Annotated in this window: 19 protein-coding genes; 14 read left to right on the top strand and 5 right to left on the bottom strand. The window is 72.0% G+C overall.

What is annotated here, in order from left to right:
• Positions 1 to 40 precede the first annotated feature (40 nt).
• Positions 41 to 658, top strand: a complete 618-nt coding sequence (locus tag ABZS58_RS04865; RefSeq protein ID WP_354777647.1) for a TetR/AcrR family transcriptional regulator — start codon at positions 41 to 43, stop codon at positions 656 to 658.
• Between the two features lie 276 nt (positions 659 to 934).
• Here ABZS58_RS04865 and ABZS58_RS04860 read toward each other — a convergent pair whose 3' ends face one another.
• Together ABZS58_RS04860 and ABZS58_RS04855 are read right to left on the bottom strand one after the other, a co-directional pair.
• The gene (locus ABZS58_RS04860) at positions 935 to 2,827 is read right to left on the bottom strand and encodes a helix-turn-helix domain-containing protein (RefSeq protein ID WP_354778040.1); all 1,893 of its coding nucleotides are present in this window, start codon (positions 2,825 to 2,827) and stop codon (positions 935 to 937) included.
• Between the two features lie 18 nt (positions 2,828 to 2,845).
• Positions 2,846 to 3,640, bottom strand: a complete 795-nt coding sequence (locus ABZS58_RS04855) for a 3-hydroxybutyrate dehydrogenase (RefSeq protein ID WP_354777645.1) — start codon at positions 3,638 to 3,640, stop codon at positions 2,846 to 2,848.
• 150 nt (positions 3,641 to 3,790) lie between these two features.
• Here ABZS58_RS04855 and ruvC point away from each other — a divergent pair, with 150 nt between their 5' ends.
• The 8 genes from ruvC (at position 3,791) to ABZS58_RS04815 (ending at position 12,876) form a co-directional block, all read left to right on the top strand.
• On the top strand, positions 3,791 to 4,303 hold the full coding sequence (ruvC, locus tag ABZS58_RS04850; protein WP_354777643.1) for a crossover junction endodeoxyribonuclease RuvC: 513 nt from the start codon (positions 3,791 to 3,793) through the stop codon (positions 4,301 to 4,303).
• Entirely contained in the window at positions 4,300 to 4,908 is a 609-nt protein-coding gene (gene ruvA / locus ABZS58_RS04845; protein WP_354777641.1) for a Holliday junction branch migration protein RuvA, read from the top strand. Before ruvC ends, ruvA begins: the two co-directional genes overlap by 4 nt.
• Positions 4,905 to 5,972 (top strand): Holliday junction branch migration DNA helicase RuvB, encoded by a 1,068-nt coding sequence (gene ruvB, locus ABZS58_RS04840; RefSeq protein ID WP_354777639.1) that lies wholly within the window; start codon positions 4,905 to 4,907, stop codon positions 5,970 to 5,972. Before ruvA ends, ruvB begins: the two co-directional genes overlap by 4 nt.
• Before the next feature lie 152 nt (positions 5,973 to 6,124).
• Positions 6,125 to 6,502, top strand: coding sequence for a preprotein translocase subunit YajC (gene yajC / locus ABZS58_RS04835; RefSeq protein WP_354777637.1), 378 nt, complete (start codon positions 6,125 to 6,127; stop codon positions 6,500 to 6,502).
• A gap of 63 nt (positions 6,503 to 6,565) precedes the next feature.
• Positions 6,566 to 8,413: a protein translocase subunit SecD gene (gene secD / locus ABZS58_RS04830; RefSeq protein ID WP_354777635.1), complete on the top strand. Its 1,848-nt coding sequence runs from the start codon at positions 6,566 to 6,568 to the stop codon at positions 8,411 to 8,413.
• 2 nt (positions 8,414 to 8,415) lie between these two features.
• A complete protein-coding gene (gene secF, locus ABZS58_RS04825) occupies positions 8,416 to 9,561 on the top strand; it encodes a protein translocase subunit SecF (protein WP_354777633.1) in 1,146 nt (381 codons plus the stop codon).
• Between the two features lie 80 nt (positions 9,562 to 9,641).
• Positions 9,642 to 10,169, top strand: a complete 528-nt coding sequence (locus ABZS58_RS04820; protein ID WP_354777631.1) for an adenine phosphoribosyltransferase — start codon at positions 9,642 to 9,644, stop codon at positions 10,167 to 10,169.
• A 145-nt stretch (positions 10,170 to 10,314) separates the two neighbouring features.
• Entirely contained in the window at positions 10,315 to 12,876 is a 2,562-nt protein-coding gene (locus tag ABZS58_RS04815; protein ID WP_354777629.1) for a bifunctional (p)ppGpp synthetase/guanosine-3',5'-bis(diphosphate) 3'-pyrophosphohydrolase, read from the top strand.
• Between the two features lie 261 nt (positions 12,877 to 13,137).
• Here the strand turns inward: ABZS58_RS04815 and ABZS58_RS04810 are convergent, their stop codons facing one another.
• Together ABZS58_RS04810 and ABZS58_RS04805 are read right to left on the bottom strand one after the other, a co-directional pair.
• Positions 13,138 to 14,007: a peptidylprolyl isomerase gene (locus ABZS58_RS04810; protein ID WP_354777627.1), complete on the bottom strand. Its 870-nt coding sequence runs from the start codon at positions 14,005 to 14,007 to the stop codon at positions 13,138 to 13,140.
• 37 nt (positions 14,008 to 14,044) lie between these two features.
• The gene (locus ABZS58_RS04805; protein WP_354777625.1) at positions 14,045 to 14,947 is read right to left on the bottom strand and encodes a peptidylprolyl isomerase; all 903 of its coding nucleotides are present in this window, start codon (positions 14,945 to 14,947) and stop codon (positions 14,045 to 14,047) included.
• A 193-nt stretch (positions 14,948 to 15,140) separates the two neighbouring features.
• Here ABZS58_RS04805 and ABZS58_RS04800 point away from each other — a divergent pair, with 193 nt between their 5' ends.
• From ABZS58_RS04800 to ABZS58_RS04780, 5 genes are all read left to right on the top strand, one after another.
• Positions 15,141 to 15,812: an MBL fold metallo-hydrolase gene (locus ABZS58_RS04800; RefSeq protein WP_354777623.1), complete on the top strand. Its 672-nt coding sequence runs from the start codon at positions 15,141 to 15,143 to the stop codon at positions 15,810 to 15,812.
• Positions 15,813 to 15,818: 6 nt separating this feature from the next.
• The gene (gene hisS, locus ABZS58_RS04795) at positions 15,819 to 17,129 is read left to right on the top strand and encodes a histidine--tRNA ligase (RefSeq protein WP_354777621.1); all 1,311 of its coding nucleotides are present in this window, start codon (positions 15,819 to 15,821) and stop codon (positions 17,127 to 17,129) included.
• Between the two features lie 57 nt (positions 17,130 to 17,186).
• A complete protein-coding gene (gene aspS, locus ABZS58_RS04790) occupies positions 17,187 to 19,004 on the top strand; it encodes an aspartate--tRNA ligase (protein ID WP_354777620.1) in 1,818 nt (605 codons plus the stop codon).
• A 2-nt stretch (positions 19,005 to 19,006) separates the two neighbouring features.
• Entirely contained in the window at positions 19,007 to 19,783 is a 777-nt protein-coding gene (locus ABZS58_RS04785) for a sugar nucleotide-binding protein (RefSeq protein ID WP_354778038.1), read from the top strand.
• Positions 19,784 to 19,918: 135 nt separating this feature from the next.
• Positions 19,919 to 21,340, top strand: coding sequence for a replication-associated recombination protein A (locus tag ABZS58_RS04780; RefSeq protein WP_354777618.1), 1,422 nt, complete (start codon positions 19,919 to 19,921; stop codon positions 21,338 to 21,340).
• 1,331 nt (positions 21,341 to 22,671) lie between these two features.
• Here the strand turns inward: ABZS58_RS04780 and ABZS58_RS04775 are convergent.
• Positions 22,672 to 23,055, bottom strand: a 384-nt coding sequence (locus ABZS58_RS04775; protein WP_354777616.1) for a hypothetical protein, incomplete at its 5' end; no start/stop codon positions are given.

The raw sequence follows: 23,055 nt of genomic DNA, 5'->3' as shown, positions 1-23,055 counted from the left end.
CCAGTGGCTTCCGGGTGGGATCTCGGGAACAATGGAAGCCATGACGACGGCGAGCGTGGATGTGGTGGCCGACCAGGACCGCAAGGGTCCCGGCCGGCCCCGCAGCGCCCGCGCGGACGAAGCGATCATCGAGGCGGTCCTGGAGCTGCTCAGCGGCGGCCAGAGCGCCGACGCCCTCTCGATCGAGGCGGTCGCGGCGAGGGCCGGCGTGGGCAAGGCGACGATCTACCGCCGCTGGCCCAACAAGGAAGCCCTCCTCATCGACGCCGTCACCACGATGAAGGGTCCCGTCCCCGAGCCCGCGGGCGTCTCTGTCCGCGACGACCTGGTCGCCCTGATCGCCGGCATGCGCACCAAACGCATGCACCACTACGGCAAGGTCACCGCGTGCCTGCTGCCCGAGCTCGTCAAGGGCGAGGAGATGCACAAGGTGTATCAGGCCGGCGTCGTCGAGCCCCGCCGCAACGTGATGCGCGGCGTCCTGCTGCGCGGCGTCGAGAGCGGCGAGCTGCGTGCCGACCTCGACGTGGAGCTGACGCTGCTCATGCTGTCGGGCCCGGCGATCGCGCAGAACATACTGCGGTGGAATCCCGCGGTGCCCGACGAGGGCTTCGCCGAGCACCTGGTCGACGCCGTCCTCCGCGGCGCCCGCGCCTGACGCTCCACGGGCACTCGTTCGACCAACCCGGCGCCGTACGCCGCACCGCAGTGATCCGGTAGACCTTGTGTACCTCTGGCTGCACGAAGTCTTCCGGATCATGGGGAGGGCGGCCACCGGGATGCCGCGTGAGCGGATCCCAGCCAGCGCGGCACGCGCGGCTGTGCGCCGCCTGCGGCGCATTGGGGGTCCGGGGTGAGAATCCCCCGGCGGGACCCGCCGCGAAGCGGTGGGGCAGCGAGCTATCGCCGAAGGCGACCGGCGGGTAACAGCCGGCTAGTGACTGCGGAGGCGGTTGAGGCGGAGGGCCAGCTGGACCTCCAGGGCGCGTTCCGGTTTCTGCCAGTCCGCGCCCAGCAGCTGGCCGATGCGCTCCAGGCGTTGCGTCACCGTGTTCACGTGGACGTGCAGCAGCTCCGCCGCGCGGGCCAGGCTGCCGCCCACGCCGAAGTACGCCTCGAGCGTCTTGACCAGCGCCGTCCCACGCCGCACGTCGTAGTCCACGACAGGGCCGATCGTCGAGCCGAGGAACGCGTCCACGTCCCGGTCCCGCCCGTCCGGTGCCGAACCCAGCAGCAGTCCCACGAAGCCCAGCTCGGCCGTGCTCGCCCCGGCCCCACCCCGCCCGAGCGCGGCGAGGGCGATGACGCACCGGTCCGCGTCGCGGTACGCCGCCGCGATGCCCGCGGGACCGGTCGCGGGACCGCCGGCGCCGGCGGTGACCGGACGGCCGAGGAGCTTGCCGAGGTCGCGGGCGACGGCCCGGGCCAGGGGGCCGGCCGCGTCGCCGGGCAGGAGCAGCACCACGTGACCGTCGCGCGCCGCCGCCAGGCCGCCGCGGGTCTGGGCGTACGTCTGCGCCCACGACACCGCACGCTGGCGGGCCGAGCCGCCGGCGACCGCGTCCTCGCCGACGGCCACGACGACGCTGGGGGCGTCCAGGTCGACGCCGAGACGTTTCGCGCGGGTGCGCAGGGAGTCGGCGTCGCGGACGGGGCGGGTGATGACGTCGTCGAGGAGTTCGCCGCGGACCCGGCCCTCGGCCTCGGCGACGGTGCGCCGGAAGAGCTGCAGCAGCGCCGTGACCACCGCGGCCCGCTCCAGGATCCGCTGGTCGGCGTCGACGAGGGGCCGGTCTGGTCGCAGCACCAGCGCGCCGAGGTTCTCCGCACCCGCCACGACCGCGGCGAGCCAGAGCGGTCCCCGCCGGACGCTGCGGCCTTCGGTACGGGAGGCGGCGAGCGCCTCCGCGAAGGCGCTGGCGTCCGGTGGGTCCAGGACGCCGACGCTGGCCTGCCGGCGGCCGTCGGCGTCCAGGACCAGCAGGTCGCCGCCGAGCACCTCGGTGACGACCTCGGCGATGTCCTCGACGCCGGCGCCGCGCAGGACGAGGGCCGTCATGCGGTCGTGGGCCGCGGCGGCGCGCTCGACGGAGTCGCTGTGGGCGCGGACCATGCCGTTGGCGGCGGAGAGCTCCTCCAGGGCCGCCTGGGTCTCGCCGAGCAGCCGCGCGGTGTCGATGGCGACGGCGGCGTTCGCGGCGAGCGAGACGAGCAGCGACACCTCTTCGCGGGCGAACGGGCGGGCGGAGCGGTTCGCGGCGTACAGGACGCCGATGATGCGCGAGCCGAGCCGCAGCGGCACCCCGAGGATCGCGACGAGGCCCTCCTCGCCGACGCCGGCGTCGATGTCGCCGGTGTGCCGGAAGCGGGCGTCCTCGGGGTAGTTCGCCGTCACGTACGGGCTGCCGGTCTGCGCGACGAGCCCGCCGAGCCCGGCACCCATCGGCAGCCGCAGGGCCTGGAACTTGGCGGAGATCGAGCCGTCGGTGACCCGCATGTAGGTGTCGCCGTGCTGCTCGTCGTTGAGCGTCATGTACGCCACGTCGGCGCCGAGCAGCGTGCGGGCGCGGTGCACGATCGCGGCGAGGACGGCGTCGACGTCGCGGAGGCCGGCGAGGTCGCTGGCGGTGTCGAAGAGGCCGGACAGCTCCTCCTCGCGGCGCCGCCGGCGCTCCAGCAGCGCCCGGACGCGCAGGGCGACGATCTTCGCCTGCTCCAGCTCGGCGAGGCGGTCCGGCGGCAGGCCGGCGTTGCGGGCGGCGACGAGCGGGCCCTCGAACTCGACGGCGGCGGCCTCCCGCGCGAGCAGCTCCAGGTACTCCAGCATCGTCACACCCCCATTGTGCTAGTGCGCGGTCCAGCCGCCGTCGATCGCGACCGACGCGCCGGTGATGAACCCGGCCGCGTCGGTGCACAGGTACGCGACGAGCTCGGCGACCTCGGACGGCTCGATCAACCGCTTGATCGCCGCGCTGGTGAGCATGATCTTCTCCACGACCTCGGTCTCGTCGATGCCGTGGGTGGCCGCCTGCGCGGCGATCTGGCCCTCGACGAGGGGGGTGCGCACGTAGGACGGGTTGATGCAGTTGCTCGTGACGCCGTGCGGTGCGCCTTCCAGGGCGACGGTCTTGGAGAGGCCTTCGAGGGCGTGCTTCGCCGTCACGTACGCCGACTTGAACGGCGACGAGCGCAGGCCGTGCACGGAGGAGATGTTGACGACGCGGCCCCATCCCCGCGCGTACATGTGCGGCAGGACCCGCCGGGTGAGCCGGAACGGCGCCTCCACCATGACGGTCTGGATGTAGGCGAAGCGCTCCGGCGGGAACTCCTCCAGCGGCGCGACGTGCTGCAGCCCGGCGTTGTTGACCAGGATGTCCGCGTCCCAGTGGCCGTCGAGCAGCCGCTCGGCGGCGGACAGGTCGGAGAGGTCGGCGACCACCGGGATCAGCCCGATCTCGTCGGCGAGGAGCTCGAGCGACGAAGCGTCACGGTCGACGGCGACCACCTTCGCCCCGGCGGCGGCCAGGCGGACGGCGACGCCGCGGCCGATGCCGCTGCCCGCGCCCGTCACCAGTGCGGTCCGGCCACGCAGGTCCAGGGAGACCACCTGGTGCGGCGGGACGGGATGTGGCGTCGTCATGGCGGGAAACGTACGAGCCTTCGCGCGTGGGTCCCATGGGGGCCGCCCACATACCTTCGCCGCACTCGGTGTGTGTGTCGCGTCGCCGGGACCGATGTGGCGTCGGCTACTGTGTCGAACACACGTATGAGGGGGTCTGAGGGGGTCACGGTGCGCGTGCTGGGGGTCGACCCGGGGCTGACCCGGTGCGGGGTCGGCGTGGTCGAGGGCGTGCCCGGCAAGCCGTGCAAGCTCGTGCACTACGAGGTCGTCACCAGCGACCCGGACACGGACCTGGCGCACCGGCTGCTCAACCTCGACGAGCGGCTGACCGCCCTCGTCGCCGAGCACCGTCCCGAGTCGGTCGCCGTGGAGCGGGTCTTCAGCCAGCACAACGTCCGCACCGTCATGGGCACCGCCCAGGCGGGCGCCGTCGCGATCCTGGTCGCCGCGCGGGCCGGCCTGCCGGTGCAGACCTACACGCCGAGCGAGGTCAAGGCCGCCGTGAGCGGCAACGGCTCCGCCGACAAGGCGCAGGTGACGGCGATGGTCACCCGGCTGCTGCGGCTGACGGTCGCGCCCCGCCCCGCCGATGCCGCCGACGCCCTCGCTCTGGCAATCTGTCATGTCTGGAGGGGCGGCACCAGGGACCGCATCCAGGCGGCGCTGAGGAGAGCACGATGATCGCGAGTGTGCGGGGGCGGGTCGCCGCCGTGTCGCCGGACGGGGCCGTGATCGAGGTGGGCGGGGTCGGCCTCGCCGTGCAGTGCTCGCCGCACGTGCTCGCCGACCTGCGGGTCGGGCAGGAGGCGCGGCTCGCCACGTCGCTGATCGTGCGCGAGGACTCGCTGACCCTGTACGGCTTCGCCGACGACGAGGCCAAGCAGCTGTTCGAGCTGCTGCAGACCGCGTCCGGGGTCGGGCCGCGCCTCGCCCAGGCGGTCCTCGCCGTGCACACCCCCGAGGTCGTGCGCCGGGCGATCGCCGGCAACGACACGTCGACGCTGACCCGGGTGCCGGGCATCGGCAAGAAGGGCGCGGAGCGGCTCGTCCTGGAGCTGCGCGACAAGATCGGCGCGCTGCCCGGCGACGGCGCGGCGCTCGTCGGGGTCGGCGCCGGCGCGGCGTGGGCCGAGCAGGTCCGCCAGGCGCTCACCGGCCTCGGCTGGACCGCCGGGCAGGCCGACCAGGCCGTCGCCGCCGTCGCCGAGCAGCTCGACGGGGGCACCGTCCCGCCGGTGCCGGTGCTGCTGAAGCAGGCGATCCGCATGCTGGGCACCATCCGGTGACCGACCCTCTCGTCAGTGCCTATGCCGGGGAGGACGACCGGGCCGCCGAGCAGAGCGTCCGGCCGAAGCGGCTCGCCGAGCTGATCGGCCAGCACCGGGTCCGGGAGCAGCTCGACCTGCTGCTGCAGAGCGCCCTGCGGCGCGGCAGCCCGCCGGACCACATCCTGCTGTCCGGCCCGCCGGGGCTCGGCAAGACGACCCTCGCGATGATCGTCGCCGCGGAGCTGTCCGCCGGCCTGCGGATGACCAGCGGCCCGGCGATCGAGCGCGCCGGCGACCTCGCCGCGGTGCTGACCAGCCTGTCCGAGGGCGACGTGCTGTTCATCGACGAGATCCACCGCATCGCGAAGCCCGCCGAGGAGCTGCTGTACAGCGCCATGGAGGACTTCCGCGTCGACGTCGTCGTCGGCAAGGGCCCCGGGGCGACCGCGATCCCGCTCGACGTGGAGCCCTTCACGCTGGTCGGCGCGACGACCCGCAGCGGTCTGCTCACCGGCCCGATGCGGGACCGCTTCGGGTTCGTCGGCCAGCTGGAGTTCTACGACCCGGACGAGCTGGAGCTGATCATCGCCCGGTCCGCGCGGATCCTGGACGTGCCGATCACCGACGAGGGCTCCGTCGAGATCGGGCGGCGCTCCCGCGGCACACCACGCATCGCCAACCGGCTGCTGCGCCGCGTCCGCGACTACGCCGAGGTGCGGGGCACCGGCGTGGTCGACCTGGCCGCCGCGAAGGCCGCCCTCGCCGTCTACGACGTCGACGAGCTCGGTCTGGACCGGCTGGACCGGGCGGTGCTGCGCGCGCTGATCCGCCAGGGCGGGGGACCGGTAGGGCTGTCGACCATCGCCGTCGCCGTCGGTGAGCAACCCGACACCGTCGAAGAGGTCTGTGAACCTTTCCTGCTGCGGACGGGTCTGCTCGCCCGCACACCGCGTGGGCGGGTGGCCACGCCGAGTGCCTGGCGCCATCTCGGTCTCCCAGTCCCCGCTGGTACCGTCGGTGGCGGGACCCACGCAGGGGGACTATCGCCGCAAATGCCCGATCTTTTCAGCTTGGAGCCGTAGCGTCCCAAGCTGTCGTGATCGGACCGTGATAGATGCCGGTCTGCGTGTCTTCCGACACACCGACTAGACTCGCCGCGGTCCGCCGCGCGGACTTCATACTTCGCTCGGGCCGCCCAGGCAACTGGGTTCCGAGCCGACCGGAAGGCATGATCGTGCTGTTCGCCGAGGCGCAGGGTTCAGGGGGCGGCGGCTTGTCAAGTTTGCTGCTGATCGTCGGGGTCTTCGTCCTGATCTACTTCATGATGATCCGCCCCCAGCAGAAGCGCCGCCGGGAAGTCCAGAACATGCAGTCCACGATGGACATCGGCGACGAGATCATCACGGTGGGTGGCCTGTATGGCACGATCCGTGGGATCGACGACGAGAGTGTCCTGCTGGAGATCGCGCCCGGCGTCACCGCCAGATACGCCAAGGCTGCGATCGGCAAGGTGAACCAGAAGGCCGTCAGCGACGACGCCGTCGACGACGAGGTCACCGAGACGGCGGACGAGGAACCGGCGCCCGGGGCCACACCCAAGTCGATCGACTGACCGCCACCACGAACAAGCACGCCGCGCACCCCGCCGGCGCTAGTGCAGGGAGACCCGACAGCCGTGGCACAACCTCAGGCACCGATGCACCCGGGCCGTCAGCTCGGTGTGCTCGGCACCATCTTCGTTCTGCTCGCCATCTGGGTGTGGTTCGGCGGTGACGGCGGCTGGCGCGACCGGCTTGAGCCGAACCTCGGCCTCGACCTCATCGGCGGGACCACGGTCACGCTGCAGGCGAAGACCGACACCGGCAAGCCGCCCACAAAAGAGCAGATGAACACGGCCAAGGACATCATCGACAACCGGGTCAACGGCCTCGGTGTCTCTGAGGCCGAGGTGCTGATCGAGGGCGACACCAACATCGTCGTCTCCCTGCCCGGCAAGAGCGACGACCGGCTGAAGCAGATCGGCCAGACCGCCGAGCTGCGCTTCCGCACGGTGCTCGGGCAGACCCAGGACATCGGCGACACCAAGCCGTCGGCGTCCGCGTCGCCCTCGGCGTCCGGGTCCGCGCCCGCCTCGCCCTCGGCGTCGGGGTCGGCGTCCTCCAGCGCGAAGCCGTCCACGTCGGCCTCCGCCTCAGCGCCCGCGTCCTCGGCTCCGGCGTCCTCCGCCGCGCCGTCCGCGTCGGGTTCCGCCTCATCCGCGGCCCCCGTGGCGGCGGACGTCGCGCAGCTGCGCGCCGAGGTGCAGAAGAAGCTCGGCGACTCGGTCCTGGCGGCCGCCGCGGCCGAGACCGCGCCGGTCGACCTGTCCGCCGACCCGGCCAAGGCCCAGCTCTACGCGCCGTTCAAGACGCTGACGCCCGAAGAGGTCGCGGTCCTGCCGCCGTCGATCCAGTTCAACATCCCGTTCATCACGTGCGCCCAGCTCGACAAGCGCCCGGTCGGCTCGATCCGCAAGGAGGACCAGCCCGCCGTCGCGTGCCAGCCCGGCGTCAAGTACAACCTCGACGTCGCCAAGGTGCTCGGCACCGACGTGTCGAAGGCCGACTCGTCGATCGACTCGACCAACGGCAAGTGGATCGTCACGATCTCCTTCAAGAGCGGCGGCCAGGACCGGTGGACGGACCTGACCCGCGAGGCCTACAACAACGGCACCGACAGCAAGCAGGTCGCCGTCGTGCTGGACAACACGGTCGTCTCCGCGCCGGTCATCGAGAGCGTCATCCCCGGCGACGCGCGGATCACGGGCCAGTTCACCAAGCGTGACACCGAGCTGCTCGCCAACCAGCTGCAGTACGGCGCGCTCCCGCTGTCCTTCATCCCGCAGGACGCGCAGAGCATCTCCGCCACCCTGGGCAGCTCGCACCTGGAGGCGGGCGTCCTCGCCGCCGGCATCGGCCTGCTGCTGGTCGTGCTCTACTCGTTCTTCTACTACCGGCTCCTCGGCCTCGTCATCACGCTCAGCCTCGTGCTGTCCGGCGCGATGGTCTACATGGCCCTGATCGTCCTCGGCCGGACCATGGGCTTCACCCTGACGCTCGCCGGTTTCGCCGGCTTCATCGTGTCGCTGGGCGTCGCCGCCGACTCGTTCGTCATCTACTTCGAACGGCTCAAGGACGAGATCCGGGAAGGCCGCAGCCCGCGCAGCGCGGTGCCGCGCGCATGGGTCCGGGCCCGCCGCACGATCATCTCCGCCAACGCGATCACCCTGCTCGCCGCCGCGGTGCTGTACTTCTTCTCCATCGGCTCGGTCAAGGGCTTCGCGTTCGCCCTGGGCGTCGCGACCATCCTCGACCTGGTCGTCGTCTTCCTGTTCCGCCATCCGATCATGACGTTGTTCGCGCGCAGCAAAGCGTTCTTGTCGCCGAGGGTCTCCGGCCTCGGCCGGATCGTCGCCGACCAGCAGCGTCCAGGCACCGGTGTGGCGTCCTCCGCCCCCCGTCGTAACCGCCCGAAGGAGGTCTGACGATGAGTGGCAAAGGTGGCATCGCAGCCCGGCTCTACCGTGGTGAAGCCAACGTCAACGTCGTCGGCCGCCGGCGGCTCTGGTTCATGGTCGCCGGGATCGCCCTGCTGATCGCGATCGGCAGCATGGTGTTCAAGGGCTTCACGCTCGGCATCGAGTTCGAGGGTGGCAACCAGTACAACGTGCCGGTGAGCGTCGGCACGCTGGACTCGGTCGAGAAGGCGTTCGGCGACGCCGGTGTCGAGGTCAAGACGGGCCAGACGGTCGGTGACAAGCAGTACGTCATCAAGACCGAGCTGATCACCGACGCGGCCCGGCAGACCGAGATCAAGGAGAAGGTGGCCGACACCTTCAACATCGACCCGGCCCAGATCAGCGACAGCGCCGTCAGCACCTCCTGGGGCGGTCAGGTCACCAACAAGGCCCTCCTGAGCCTGGTGATCTTCCTGGCGCTGGTGACGGCCTACCTGGTGTTCCGCTTCGAGTGGCGGATGGCGGTCGCGGCGATCGCGTCGCTGCTGCTCGACCTCGTGCTCACCGGCGGCGTCTACTCGCTCGTCGGCTTCGAGGTCACCCCCTCCACCGTCATCGGCTTCCTCACGATCCTCGGTTTCGCGCTGTACGACGTCGTCGTCGTGTTCGACAAGGTGCAGGAGAACACCCGGGGCATCACGGGCAACAACAACAGCACCTACAGCGAGGCCGCCAACCTGGCGGTCAACCAGACCCTGATGCGCTCCATCAACACCGGTCTGGTCGCGCTGCTGCCCGTCGGCGGTCTGCTCTTCATCGGTGCCGGTCTCCTCGGCGCCGGCACGCTGAAGGACCTCGGCCTGGTGCTCTTCATCGGCATGGGCGTCGCGGTCTACTCGTCGATCTTCTTCGCCACGCCCGTCCTGGCGGAGCTCAAGGTCCGCGAGCCGCGGCTGATGGCGCACGAGGCCCGCGTGGCGAACCGCCGCACGGCCCTGGCCAAGCAGGCCACCCAGGCGCCCGTCGTCGACAGCGACGGCGTGGAGATCGGCCGGTCGGGGGAGCGCTCCGAGCTGGCCGGCGCGGCGCCCCGCCCGGGTGCCCGGCCCAGCAACCGTCCCGGGCAGCCGAAGCGCCCGCGGGCGGGCGGCCGGCCCGGCACCGGCCGGCGCTGAGGTTCACCAAATTCCGTTCACCGGCACGGGCGTCGCTTCGCAAGCGGCGCCCGTGCCGCATTTCGCCTGGAGGTAGTTCGGTGGAGATCTCGGAGCTGATCGCGAGCAAGGCCGTCGACGTGCCCGACTTTCCCAAGCCCGGCATCCTGTTCAAGGACCTGATGCCGCTGTTCTCCGACGGGCCGGCGTTCGCCGCCGTCATCGACGCGATCATCGCCGAGCACGGCGCGGACAGCTTCGACGTGGTCGCCGGGATCGAGGCCCGGGGCTTCGTGATCGCCGCCGCCGTCGCGTACGCCACCGGCAAGGGCGTCGTCCCGGTGCGCAAGGCCGGCAAGCTGCCCCGCACGGTCGTCTCGGCCAGCTACGCCCTGGAGTACGGCGAGGCCGCCCTGGAGGTGCACGAGGACGCCTTCGCCGCCGGTGAGCGCGTCCTCGTCGTCGACGACGTGCTGGCGACCGGTGGCACCGCCGAGGCCGCCCTCGGACTCGTCGAACGCGCGGGCGGACGGGTCAGCGGCTTCAGCGTGCTGCTGGAGCTGGGCTTCCTCGACGGGCGGTCCCGGATCGCGCCACGTCCGGTTCATGCCCTGCTGACCGTCTCCTGACCCGGGTTCCGGCGGTTGTTCCGCCCTTTTGGAGCCTGGGAATGTCGGTGGGGGCGGGTACGCTTGCGGTTCATGCGTTGACGGCGATGAGGAGCGGCCGGTGACCGGCGACATCGCATCCCCGAAGGGGGGTACGGTCAAGCGGATGGGCGCTGCGTCGACACCGGAGGCGGTCCACGTGCAGGACGACCAGCAACACGCACCGCAGGGCACCGAGCCTGAGACGGCCGAGGCAGGCGGTGTCGTGCTGCAGTTCCCGACCCCCGACGGCGGCGTGGTGCACAACCGGCGCTCGACCGACCCCGGCTACACCGGGACGCAGCCCGCGGCGCAGCCCTCGGCGCAGCCCGCCATGCCGGCGCGCAAGCCCGTGGACGATCTCGGTGAGGACACCGAGGACCTGACCGAGGCGGCCAACTCGATGGCCGGCACCGCCCTGGGCCTGGTCGGCGCCGCGCCGACCGGCCGGCGGGTCCGGGCGCGCCTGGCCAGGTTCAACGCGCCGTGGCAGAGCCCGTCGGTCAGCGAGGTCCTCGAGCCCCTCATCGCGCAGCACAAGGCCAGCCACCCGAAGGCCGACGTCCGGCTGCTCCAGCGCGCGTATGACATGGCCGAGCACTTCCACAAGGGGCAATACCGTAAGTCCGGCGACCCGTACATCACGCATCCCCTCGCGGTCGCCACGATTCTCGCCGACCTGGGCATGGACACCACGACCCTGGTCGCGGCGCTGCTGCACGACACGATCGAGGACACCGAATACACCATCGAGCGCATCCAGGTCGACTTCGGCGGCGAGGTCACGCTCCTCGTCGACGGCGTCACCAAGCTCGACAAGGTCAAGCTCGGCGACGCGGCCAAGGCCGAGACGATCCGCAAGATGGTCGTCGCCATGGCCAAGGACCCCCGCGTCCTGGTCATCAAGCTCGCCGACCGGCTGCACAACATGCGCACCCTGACCTTCCTGCCCCGCCCCAAGCAGGAGCAGAAGGCCAAGGAGACCCTGGAGATCCTGGCGCCGCTCGCGCACCGCCTCGGTATGAACACGATCAAGTGGGAGCTGGAGGACCTCGCGTTCCGCACGCTCTTCCCGAAGCGGTTCGACGAGATCAGCCGGCTCATCGCCGAGCACACCCCGCAGCGCGACTCGCTGTTGCGCACCGTGACCCAGAAGGTCGCCACCGACCTCAAGTCGGCGAAGATCAAGTCGGAGGTCACCGGCCGGCCGAAGCACCTCTACTCCGTCTACCAGAAGATGATCGTCCGGGGCCGCGACTTCGGCGACATCTACGACCTCGTCGGCGTGCGCATCCTCGTCGACACGGTCCGCGACTGCTACGCGGCACTCGGTGTCATCCACGCGAACTGGCAGCCAGTCCCGGGCCGGTTCAAGGACTACATCGCGATGCCGAAGTTCAACATGTACCAGTCGCTGCACACCACCGTGATCGGCCCCACCGGCAAGCCCGTCGAGCTGCAGATCCGCAGCTATGCGATGCACCGCACCGCCGAATACGGCATCGCCGCGCACTGGCGCTACAAGGAGTCGAAGAACGCCACGATCGCCGGCCCGCCCGCCCACATCGACGAGATGACGTGGCTGCGGCAGCTGCTGGACTGGCAGCGGGAGGCGAGCGACCCGTCGGAGTTCCTCGACGCGCTGCGCTTCGACCTGTCCAGCCAGGAGGTCTACGTCTTCACCCCGAAGGGCGACGTGATCGCCCTGACGACGGGCTCGACCCCGGTCGACTTCGCGTATGCGGTGCACACCGAGGTCGGTCACAAGTGCATCGGCGCCCGGGTCAACGGCAAGCTCGTCCCTCTCGAGAGCACGCTGTCCAACGGCGACGTCATCGAGATCTTCACCTCGAAGTCGGAGACCGCCGGCCCGACGCAGGACTGGCTCGGCTTCGTCAAGAGCCCCCGGGCCCGCACCAAGATCCGGCAGTATTTCAACAAGGAGCGCCGCGAGGAGGCGATCGAGGCCGGCAAGGAGGCGATCGTCAAGGCCATGCGCAAGCAGGGCCTGCCCCTGCAGCGCCTCCTGACCTCCGAGTCCCTCATGACGATCGCCCGCGAGCTGCACCTCGCCGACGTCGCGGCGTTGTATGCCGCCGTCGGCGACGGCCAGGCCTCGGCCCAGTCGATCGTCCAGCGCCTCGTCGCCGGCTACGGCGGCGAGGAGGGAGCCGTCGAGGACATCGCCGAGACCGCCACCCCGACCCGCCCGGCCCGCACCCGCACCGCCGCCTCCGACCCCGGCGTCGAGGTCCTCGGCGTCGACGACGTCTGGATCAAGCTCGCCCGCTGCTGCACCCCGGTCCCCGGCGACGCCGTCTTCGGCTTCGTCACCCGCTCCGGCGGCGTCAGCGTCCACCGCGACGACTGCGCCAACGCCGGCGACCTCAAGGAGCAGCCGGAGCGCGTCCTCGAGGTCAACTGGAAGCCCACCAGCGCCTCCACGTTCCTCGTCGCCATCCAGGTCGAGGCCCTGGACCGCCACAAGCTCCTCGCCGACGTCACCCGTGTGCTCTCCGAGGAGCGCGTCAACATCCTCTCCGCCACCGTGACGACGACCCGCGACAGGGTGGCGATCAGCAGGTTCAGCTTCGAGATGGCCGACCCGAAACACCTCAACCATCTCCTGGCCGCGGTCCGCCGCATCGACGGTGTCTACGACGCCTACCGCGTCACCTCGGGCGCCTGACCACCCTTCCCGCACCGCAGGCCTCCAGCAGGACCTGCTGGCTCGCCTGCTGCCGCGCGGAGCCGCTCGCCGCCGACAGCGTGGTGGATCGCTGGGTCAGGACGACAGCGATCCACCGGGTAGTCGGGAGTGCGGGGGAGTCTCCCAGGAAGCAAAGCGGAGCCGTGACCGGGGAACCCCTGCGTACGAACCGCCTCGGGACATGAGAAAAGGGCCGCAGCTCACCGGAGTGAGCCGCGGCCCTTGCCTACGAGCAGAGCGTCAGCTCGCGGCGCTCATCGTCAGGGCGTTGACTTTGACCTCGGTCTTCGGGGCGCCGTCGCCCGAGGCGCCGGCGGCCGGGTCGGCCGACGGGTCGGCGACGGTGCCGGCCTCGGCGACCTTCTTGACCAGGTCGAGGCCCTCGGTGACACGGCCGAGGACCGTGTAGTCGGCCGACAGGGACTCGATGTCCTTGTAGACGATGAAGAACTGGCTGCCGCTGCTGGCCGGGTTCTGGGTCTTGGCAATCGCGACCATGCCCTCGGTGTACGCGGGGCGGCGGCCGGTCGGCAGGTTCTCCTCGGCGTAGCGGTACGTCGGGCCGCCGAGGCTGGTGCCGGACGGGTCGCCGCACTGCAGCACGTAGATGCTCTGGGTCACCAGGCGGTGGCACTTCGAGCCGTCGAAGAACTTCTTGCTGGCCAGGTACGTGAAGCTGGCGGCCGCGCAGGGGGCGTTGGCGGTGTCCACCTTGATCTTGATGGTGCCGACGCTGGTGTCCATGGTCATGGTCTGGGACCCGGTGCGGGGCTCGCCGGACGTGGGCGGGGTGCCGACGTCCTTCACCTCTTTGGGGATCTCCGGGGCGGGCGACGCGGACGGGTCGACCAGCGGCAGCCAGGTGCAGCTGGTCGAGGCCGCCGAGGCCGAGGCGGACGGGTCCGCGCTCGCCGTGGTGTTCTTGTCGTCGCCCTTGGTCAGGACGACCACCAGCCACGCCACGCCGAGCAGGACCACCAACCCGCCCGCCGTCGCGGCGATCGTCGTGTTCCTGCGCCGGCGGCCGGCTGAACGCTCGGCGCGGTCGGCCATCTCCCGCTCCAGCCGCGCACGCGCTGCGGCGCGCTGGCGGTCCCGGTTGGAGGTCACGGTTGGTACTCCTTGCTCAGCAGGGATTGGGGTGGAGTTACGACTTGCTGGAAGCGCTGGCCGCCGGGCTGGCGGAGGTCGACGCGGCCGGCGCGGAGACGGACGGCGCCGCGGCGGGCGTCGGGTCCTCCTGCGGCGCGACGTCGGTGACCGTCAGCGAGCTGATCTTGGCCTCGGTCTTCGGCTTGCCGTCGCCCGCGGGCTCGGAGCCACCCTCGCCGATCTTGGCCAGGACGTCCATGCCGCCGACGATCGTGCCGAAGACGGTGTAGTTCGGCGGCAGCTTGATGTCCTTGAAGACCAGGAAGAACTGGCTGCCGTTGGTGTCGGCGCCGGAGTTGGCCATCGCGACGGTGCCGGCCGGGTAGAGCACGCTCGTGTCCGGCTGCGCCGACGGGTCCGCGGAGGCCGAGGACGACGGCGCCGCGGCGGGCGGCGGGTTGTTCTCGTCCGGGAAGCGGTACGCCGGGCCGCCGCTGCCGGTCCCCGACGGGTCGCCGCACTGCAGCAGCGAGTCGTTGAGCATCCGGTGGCAGGTCGTGTTGTCGAAGAACTTCTTGCCCGCCAGGTACGTGAAACTCTCCACGGTGCACGGCGCCTTGCTCGGGTCGAGCTTGGTCGTCACCGTGCCCTGGCCGAGCGCGACCGTCATCGTCTTCACGCCGTTGCGAACGACATCGTTGGTCCGCGGCTTGCCCACGTCGGTCACACCGTTGCCGGCGTCGATCGGGGTCCAGGCGCACTCGGAAGCGCGGATCGGCTCGGGGTCGAACCCGCCGGTCTTCCAGATCACGGCCAAGACCAGCAGGGTGAGTGCCACCGCCCCGCCGATGCCGGCCTGCCATTGCCGACGACGCCTCGCCGATGCCGCCCGACGGGCGATCTGCCGCTCGGTCTTCGCCCGCGCCAAGGCGCGTTGCCGGCTCTTACTGGAAGCCACCTGTGCTCCCCTCCAGGAAAATACGTTTGGGTGCCACGTCACACGCCCGCCAGAGTGTACGGGTAGAAACCGGAATGATGGTCGCCGCCCGGTCACGGTTCGCTGTACCTGACCTCCGGATAGGGTCTGAGGTGTCAATGCGAGGACATCGACGGACCCTGAAACCGTCAAATCCAGAGGGAGGACAGCCGTCTTGCTGGTCGCCGGTTTTCCCGCCGAAGCGTTCGGGACCAACTGCTACGTGGTCGCTCCCGCGCCCGGTGAGCAGTGCGTCGTCATCGATCCCGGGATCGGGGTCGTCGACCGCCTCGAGGCCGTGCTCGCCGAGCACCGCCTCCAGCCCGCCGCTGTCCTGCTCACCCATGGCCACCTGGACCACACGTTCTCCGTCACGCCGGTCTGCGGTGCGCGCGGCATCACGGCATACATCCACCCGGACGACAACGAGATGCTCGCCGACCCGACGAAGGGGCTCGGCACCGACCTTACCGCGCTGTTCGGCGGCAGGCTGACCTGGACCGAGCCCGAGGACGTGGCGCCCCTCGAGGACGGCCTGGTGCTCAAGATCGCCGGACTCGAGCTGGTCGTCGACCACGCGCCGGGCCACACCCGCGGCTCCGTGATGTTCCGCGGCGCCGAGGAGATCTTCACCGGCGACGTGCTGTTCAAGGACTCGATCGGCCGCACCGACCTGCCCGGCGGCAGCATGCCGCAGATGATCGCGAGCCTGCGCGACAAGGTGCTCACGCTTCCCGACGAGCTCGTGGTGCTGCCCGGTCACGGGCCGGGCACCACGATCGGCCGGGAACGCGGCAGCAACCCCTACCTCCGCGAAGCGAAGAACTCCCCGAACAAAGGCTGGTAGCGACCGATGACCCGTCCCACGCCGCTGTCCGGGTTCCCGGAGTGGCTCCCCGAGCAGCGCCTCGCCGAGCAGCAGGTCCTGGACAGGCTGCGGCGCACCTTCGAGCTGTACGGCTTCTCGCCCCTGGAGACGCGCGCGGTCGAGCCCCTCGACCAGCTGCTGCGCAAGGGCGAGACCTCCAAGGAGGTCTACACGCTGCGCCGGCTGCAGGCCGCCGACGGGGAAGACGAGCAGAGCCTCGGGCTGCACTTCGACCTGACCGTCCCGTTCGCGCGGTATGTCCTTGAGAATGCCGGCAAGCTGCAGTTCCCGTTCCGCCGGTACCAGATCCAGAAGGTCTGGCGGGGGGAGCGGCCGCAGGAAGGCCGCTATCGCGAGTTCCTGCAGGCCGACATCGACATCGTCGACCGTGACACGCTGCCCTCCCACTACGAGGCCGAGATCCCGCTGGTGATCGGCGACGCGCTGCGGTCACTGCCGATCCCGCCGGTCAAGATCCTGGTGAACAACCGGAAGTTGTGTGAGGGGTTCTACCGGGGTCTCGGCATCGAGGACCCGGAAGAAATTCTCAGAATAGTCGACAAATTGGACAAAATTGGTCCAAACGCTGTTGCGGACGAAATCGCGCAGAAGCACACGGAGGCGCAGGCCTTGGCGTGTCTCGCGCTCGCCGGGATCACCGCGCTGGACGCGTCCTTCGCCGACGAGGTCCGCAAGCTCGGCGTCGAGCACCCGCTGCTCGACGAGGGCGTCGCCGAGCTCACCGCCGTCGTGGAGACCGCCCGCGAGCACAGCCCCGGCCTGGTCCAGGCGACCCTGAAGATCGCCCGCGGCCTCGACTACTACACCGGCACCGTCTACGAGACCGAGCTCGCCGGGTTCGAGCGGTTCGGTTCGATCTGCTCCGGTGGGCGGTACGACAACCTCGCCAGCGCGGGCCGGGACGTCTTCCCGGGCGTCGGCATCTCCATCGGCGTCTCCCGCCTGCTGGGCCTGCTGTTCAAGGCCGACGCGCTCGGCGTCTCGCGGCCCGTGCCCACCGCGGTCCTCGTCGCGTTGTGGAGCGAGGAGGAGCGGGCCGTCAGCAACCGGATCGCCGCCTCGCTGCGGGCGCGCGGGATCGCGACGGAGGTGGCACCCGTGCCGGCGAAACTCGGCAAGCAGATCCGCCACGCCGAACGGCGCGGCATCCCGTTCGTCTGGTTCCCCGCCAACGGGGAGAACCCGGACCAGGTGAAGGACATCAGGAGCGGGGAGCAGGTCGACGCCGAAGGGTGGGCACCCCCGGCCGAGGACATGGCCCCGACCCTGCGGTGACAGAATGACCAGGGCTAGTACTAGGACCTGCCCACGCCCGAAGGAGAGAGAAATCCCGTGATCCGATCCCATCAGTCCGGCGCCCTGCGGGCCGGCGACGCCGGCACGACCGTGACGCTCGCCGGCTGGGTGGCCCGCCGGCGCGACCACGGCGGCGTGATCTTCGTGGATCTCCGGGACGCCTCCGGCGTGGTCCAGGTCGTCTTCCGCGAGGACATGCAGGTCGCGCACGCGCTGCGCAACGAATACTGCGTGCTCGTCACCGGCGAGGTGCGCGCCCGGCCCGAGGGCAACGAGAACCCCGACCTGCCGACCGGCGCGGTCGAGGTCGTCGCCACCGCCCTCGAGGTGCTGTCCGAGGCCGCGCCGCTGCCGCTGCCGGTGGACGACGGCGACGCCGCCAGCGACGACGTCCGCTACCGCTACCGCTACCTCGACCTGCGCCGCTCCGGCCCGCACAAGGCGATGAAGCTGCGCTCCCGGGCCAACCAGATCGCCCGCAACCTCCTCGCGGACCGTGACTTCGTCGAGGTCGAGACCCCGACGCTGACCCGCTCCACGCCCGAGGGCGCCCGCGACTTCCTGGTCCCGGTCCGGCTGCAGCCCGGCACCTGGTACGCGTTGCCGCAGTCGCCGCAGCTGTTCAAGCAGCTGCTCATGGTCGGCGGCCTGGAGCGGTACTACCAGATCGCCCGCTGCTACCGCGACGAAGGCTTCCGGGCCGACCGGCAGCCGGAGTTCACGCAACTGGACATCGAGATGTCGTTCGTGACCCAGGACGACATCATCGAGCTCGGCGAGTCGATCGTGCGTGCCCTGTGGTCCGACCTCGCCGGGCACGAGATCACCGCCGAGATCCCGAAGCTGACCTGGCACGACGCCCTCGCGCGGTACGGCTCCGACAAGCCCGACCTGCGGTACTCCGTCGAGCTGACCGAACTGACGGACCACCTGCGCGGCACCGAGTTCCGCGTCTTCGCCGGCGCGATCGACGGCGGCGGCTACGTCGGCGCGGTCGTCATGCCCGGCGGCGCCGCGCAGACCCGCAAGGAGCTCGACGGCTGGCAGGACTGGGCCAAGGCACGCGGCGCCCGCGGCCTCGCCTACGTGGTGCTGGACGCCGAGACCGGCGAGCCGAAGGGCCCGGTCGCGAAGAACCTGTCCGCGGAGCACCTGGCCGGCCTCGCCGACGCCGTCGGCGCCAAGCCCGGCGACGCGGTGTTCTTCGCCGCCTCCGCCGAGCGGCGCGAGGCGCAGGAGCTGCTCGGCGCGGCCCGCATCGAGATCGCCAAGCGGGCGAAGCTCGTCGACGAGTCCGCGTGGTCGTTCTGCTGGGTCGTCGACGCGCCCATGTTCGAGCCGACCGACCCCGACGCCGGCGGCACCGGCGGCGGCGCGAAGGGCTGGACGGCCGTGCACCACCCGTTCACCTCGCCCAACCGGGAGTGGATCGACCGGTTCGAGGAGTCGCCGGGCGAGGCGCTCGCCTACGCGTACGACATCGTCTGCAACGGCAACGAGATCGGCGGCGGCTCGGTCCGTATCCACCGCGGCGACGTGCAGCGGAGGGTCTTCGACATCCTCGGCATCGGCGCGGAGGACGCGGCGGACAAGTTCGGCTTCCTGCTCGAGGCGTTCAAGTACGGCCCGCCGCCGCACGCCGGCATCGCCTTCGGCTGGGACCGCATCTGCATGCTCCTCGCGGGCGCGGACTCGATCCGTGAGGTGATCGCGTTCCCGAAGACCGGCGGCGGCTTCGACCCGCTGACCGGCGCGCCGACCCCGATCACCGCGCAGCAGCGCGCCGAGGCGGGCGTGGACGGCAAGCCGAAGGCAGAGGCGAAGGTCGAGGCGAAGGCAGAGGCGAAGGCTTGACGGTGCTCGTGACCGGCGCCTCCGGGTATCTCGGAGGCGCCGTCGCCGCCCTGTGCGGGGCCGTGCCGGCGCCGAGGACCGACGTCAGGGACCTGGCCGCCCTTTCGGCATTGTTCGCGTCGGTACGACCAGCGACCGTCATCCACACGGCAACCGTCCTGGGCAACAACGGCGGGTCCCCCGAGGACCTCTGGGCCGTCGTCGCGGCCGGTGCCGCCAACGTCGCGGTCGCCGCGCGGTCGGCCGGCGCCCGGCTCGTGCACGTCTCCTCCGACGCCGTGTTCGCCGGGCGTGACACGCCGTACACGGAGGCGGACGCGCCGTCGCCGGTCTTCGAGTACGGCGCCGCGAAGGCCGCCGCCGAGGAGGCCGTCGCCGCCGTCGACCCGGGCGCCGCGATCGTGCGGACCTCCCTGATCGTCTCCGGCGGCCGGGGTCCGCTGTCCCGCCACGAGCAGACCTGCCTCGCCCTGGCCTCGGGCGTGACCGCGGGGGCCCTGTTCACCGACGAGATCCGCTGCCCGATCGCCGTCGACGACCTCGCCGCTTTTGTCGTCGCCCTGGCCGCGACGGACCACGCCGGGGTGCTCAACATCGCAGGTCCTGAAGCCCTGTCCAGGCACGACCTCGGTGTCAGGGTCGCCGCCCGGCACGGCGTGGACCCGTCGCGGGTGCCCGCGTCGACCATCGCGGCGAGCGGCCTGACCCGACCGGCCCGGGTGGTCCTCGACTCGTCGGCCGCCGGGAAGTTGCTCGGCCTCGCCGCGCGCACCGTCTGACGAAACGGTTTCACAGCGCACGCAGAGCTTGCGTGCGGACGCGAAGCGTTCGCACTGGGGTGTGGGGTGGCGCGGCCCCCCACGAAACCGCGGCCCGCAAGGGTCGTGGAGCTGGAAGCTGTAGGGTCTGGGGCCGTGGACGGCTTGTTTGAGGTGCACCCCCCGGGCGGTGGCGGAGACCCCGCGCTCCCCGGCGGGTTCGACGACGTCGCCGCCGACGCGCCCCTCGCGGTGCGGATGCGCCCGCGGACCCTCGACGAGCTCGTCGGGCAGGAGCGGCTGCTCGTGCCCGGCTCGCCGCTGCGGCAGCTCGTGTCGGGGGACTCGCCGATGTCGGTGATCCTGTCCGGGCCGCCCGGCTGCGGCAAGACCACCGTCGCGCACCTGGCCGCGGCCGCCACCGACCGCAGGTTCGTGGCCCTGTCCGCGCTCAACGCCGGGGTCAAGGACGTGCGGGCGGTCATCGATGTCGCACGCCGCGAGCGGCGCCGGGGCGGGCCGTCGACCGTGCTGTTCATCGACGAGGTGCACCGCTTCAGCAAGACGCAGCAGGACTCGCTGCTCGCCGCCGTCGAGGACCGCACCGTCTCGCTGCTCGCCGCCACCACCGAGAACCCGTTCTTCTCCGTCATCAAGCCGCTCATGTCACGCTGCGTGCACCTGACGTTGCAGCCGCTGACGGACGACGACGTCCGGACCCTCGTGCGCCGCGCCGTCACCGACGCCCGGGGGCTCGACGGCGCGATCAGCCTGGCACCTGAGGCTGAGGCGCATCTGGTACACCTGGCGAGCGGCGACGTGCGAAAGGCCCTCACGGCTCTGGAGGCGGCCGCGGGAGCCGCACTGGCGCAGGGGTCCTCCGTCGTGGACCTGGAGACCGCCGAGCAGGCCTTCGACGTGGCCGCGCTGCGCTACGACCGGGACGGCGACGAGCACTACGACGTGGTGAGCGCGTTCATCAAGAGCATCCGCGGCTCCGACGTCGACGCCGCCCTGCACTACCTCGCCCGCATGATCGTCGCGGGGGAGGACGCGCGGTTCATCGCCCGTCGCCTGATCGTGCACGCCAGCGAGGACATCGGCATGGCCGACCCGACCGCGCTGCAGACCGCGACGGCCGCCGCGCACGCCGTCGAGTTCGTCGGCCTGCCCGAGGTCCAGATCATCCTGGCCCAGGCGGTGATCCATCTCGCGCTCGCCCCGAAGTCCAACGCGGTGGTCGCCGCGATCGGCGCCGCGATGACCGACGTCCGCGCCGGACACGGCGGTGCGGTCCCCGCGCATTTACGCGATTCGCACTACAGCGGCGCATCCAGCCTCGGGCACGGCAAAGGGTATAAATACCCCCACGACGACCCGCGAGGCGTTGTCCAGCAACGGTACGCCCCGAAAGGACTCGACGACCGGGAGTACTACCGCCCTACGGGCCATGGCGCTGAGCGCGCTGTGGCGGAACGATTGCCGAAACTGCGGCGTATCGTGCGGGGGACCATTGAGCCTGCGCCCGGACCCGCGTCCGACGGCGCGACCAGCATGGTGGAGGAGCGGCACCGGTGACATCGGGTCGAGACGAGGCCAAGAAGCGGCGCGGCCGCGGCAAGGCCGAAGAAGGCCCGAGCGACGAGGACCTCGGCTGGCTCGCCGAACTCCGCAGCGCCCGGGGCGACGAGGACGGCCTCCAGCAACCCCCTGCCCCACCCCACCAGCCCGCCCGCGACGTCCTGGACCAGCCCGCCGACCCCTGGCACGCCCCCCGCGAGTCCCCGTCGGCCGGCGCACCCGCCGCGGGCCGCCGCGCCGCCGCCGATCCGACGACCGCGCGGTCGCCAGGGCGTGCTGCCGGTCGTGGTGAGGCTGAGCGTGAGTCGCCGTCCGGTGGCGTACCGGCCGCGGGCCGTCGTGGTGCCGCCGATCCGACGACGGCGTGGTCGTCGGGGCGTGCTGCCGGTCGTGGTGAGGCCGAGCGTGAGTCGCCGTCGGGTGGCGTACCCGCCCGGGGACGCGCCCCGGAGCCCGCACCTTCGTGGCAGCCGGAGACCTCCCAGCCCGGTCGCCGTGCCGCCCCCGAGGCCTCCGAGCCCACCGGTCGCCGCGCCGCCCCCGAGGCACCGCCGGCCGGGCGTCGTGGGGCTGCCGAGATCCCGCCGGCCGGGCGTCGCGCCGCCGCCGACGCAGGGCGCCGCGCGGCCCCGGACACCGGTCCCTGGCAGCCTCAGGCCGAGCCGGCGGGGCGTCGCGAGCCGTCGACCGGATCCGTGCCCGGTGCCACGCCTTCGGGACGGGTGCCCGCCGCCGGTGCCGCGCCTGTCGCCGGCCGGCGCCCGCCGCCCGAGACAGGGCCCGTCGCCGGCCGCACGTCCGTGCCCGGTGCCGGTCGTTCGTCCGTGCCCGAGTCCGCCCCCGCGACGGGCCGTACGCCGGTCCCCGAGCCAGGCCCCGCCACCGGCCGCACCCCGGTCCCCGGGAGCGGCCCCGCGGCCGGCCGCACCCCAATTCCCGGGGGCGGCCCCGTGGCCGGCCGCACCCCGGTCCCCGGAGGCGATTCCGCGGCCGGCCGCACCCCGATTCCCGGGGGCGGTCCCGCCGCTGGTCGCCCGTCGGTTCCCGGCGCCGGTCCCGCGGCCGGCCGGGCGGCCCCCGGCACAGGCCCTGCCGCTGGTCGCACCTCCGCTCCCGGCACCGGTCCCGACGCCGTTCGCACGGCGGTCCCTGGCGCCGGCCCGGTCGCCGGTCGCGCGTCCGGGCCTGGCAGCGGCCGGGCGTCGGTGCCCGAGGCCGGCCCGGGTGCGGTGCCGGGCGGTGCGCCGTCCCCATGGGACTCACCGGCCCGCGAAGCGACCCCGGGCGGACACCGCGCCCCTGTCGACGACCGTCGCGCCGACGACGAGTCACCGTCCCGCGGCCGCCGAGCCGCGCCCGACCCCCGCCGAGCCGAACCCGACCTGGAGCAGAGCGGCGGCCGCCGGTCGTTCGAGCGGGCCGTGCCGGACCCGCGTCGTGGCGAGCCTGACCTGGAGCAGAGCGGCGGTCGCCGGTCGTTCGAGCGTGCTGCGCCTGACCTGGAGCAGAGCGGCGGCCGCCGGTCGTTCGAGCGGGCCGTGCCGGACCCGCGTCGTGGCGAGCCTGACCTGGAGCAGAGCGGTGGCCGCCGGTCCTTCGAGCGGGCCGTGCCCGAACCGCGTCGTGGCGAGCCTGACCTGGAGCAGAGCGGTGGCCGCCGGTCCTTCGAGCGGGCCGTGCCCGAACCGCGTCGTGGCGAGCCTGACCTGGAG

It is taken from the genome of Dactylosporangium sp. NPDC005555 (assembly GCF_040605635.1).
Lineage (GTDB): Bacteria > Actinomycetota > Actinomycetes > Mycobacteriales > Micromonosporaceae > Dactylosporangium.
The sequence above is the reverse complement of the archived record's forward strand: the minus strand, read 5'-3'. Positions and strand labels throughout refer to the sequence as shown.

Bases quoted from the DNA above. Each gene is read 5' to 3' on its own strand.
- ABZS58_RS04860 (WP_354778040.1), bottom strand. From the start codon at position 2,827: ATGCTGGAGTACCTGGAGCTGCTCGCGCGGGAGGCCGCCGCCGTCGAG.
- ABZS58_RS04815 (WP_354777629.1), top strand. From the start codon at position 10,315: ATGGGCGCTGCGTCGACACCGGAGGCGGTCCACGTGCAGGACGACCAG.
- ABZS58_RS04865 (WP_354777647.1), top strand. From the start codon at position 41: ATGACGACGGCGAGCGTGGATGTGGTGGCCGACCAGGACCGCAAGGGT.
- ruvA (WP_354777641.1), top strand. From the start codon at position 4,300: ATGATCGCGAGTGTGCGGGGGCGGGTCGCCGCCGTGTCGCCGGACGGG.
- secF (WP_354777633.1), top strand. From the start codon at position 8,416: ATGAGTGGCAAAGGTGGCATCGCAGCCCGGCTCTACCGTGGTGAAGCC.
- hisS (WP_354777621.1), top strand. From the start codon at position 15,819: ATGACCCGTCCCACGCCGCTGTCCGGGTTCCCGGAGTGGCTCCCCGAG.
- ABZS58_RS04855 (WP_354777645.1), bottom strand. From the start codon at position 3,640: ATGACGACGCCACATCCCGTCCCGCCGCACCAGGTGGTCTCCCTGGAC.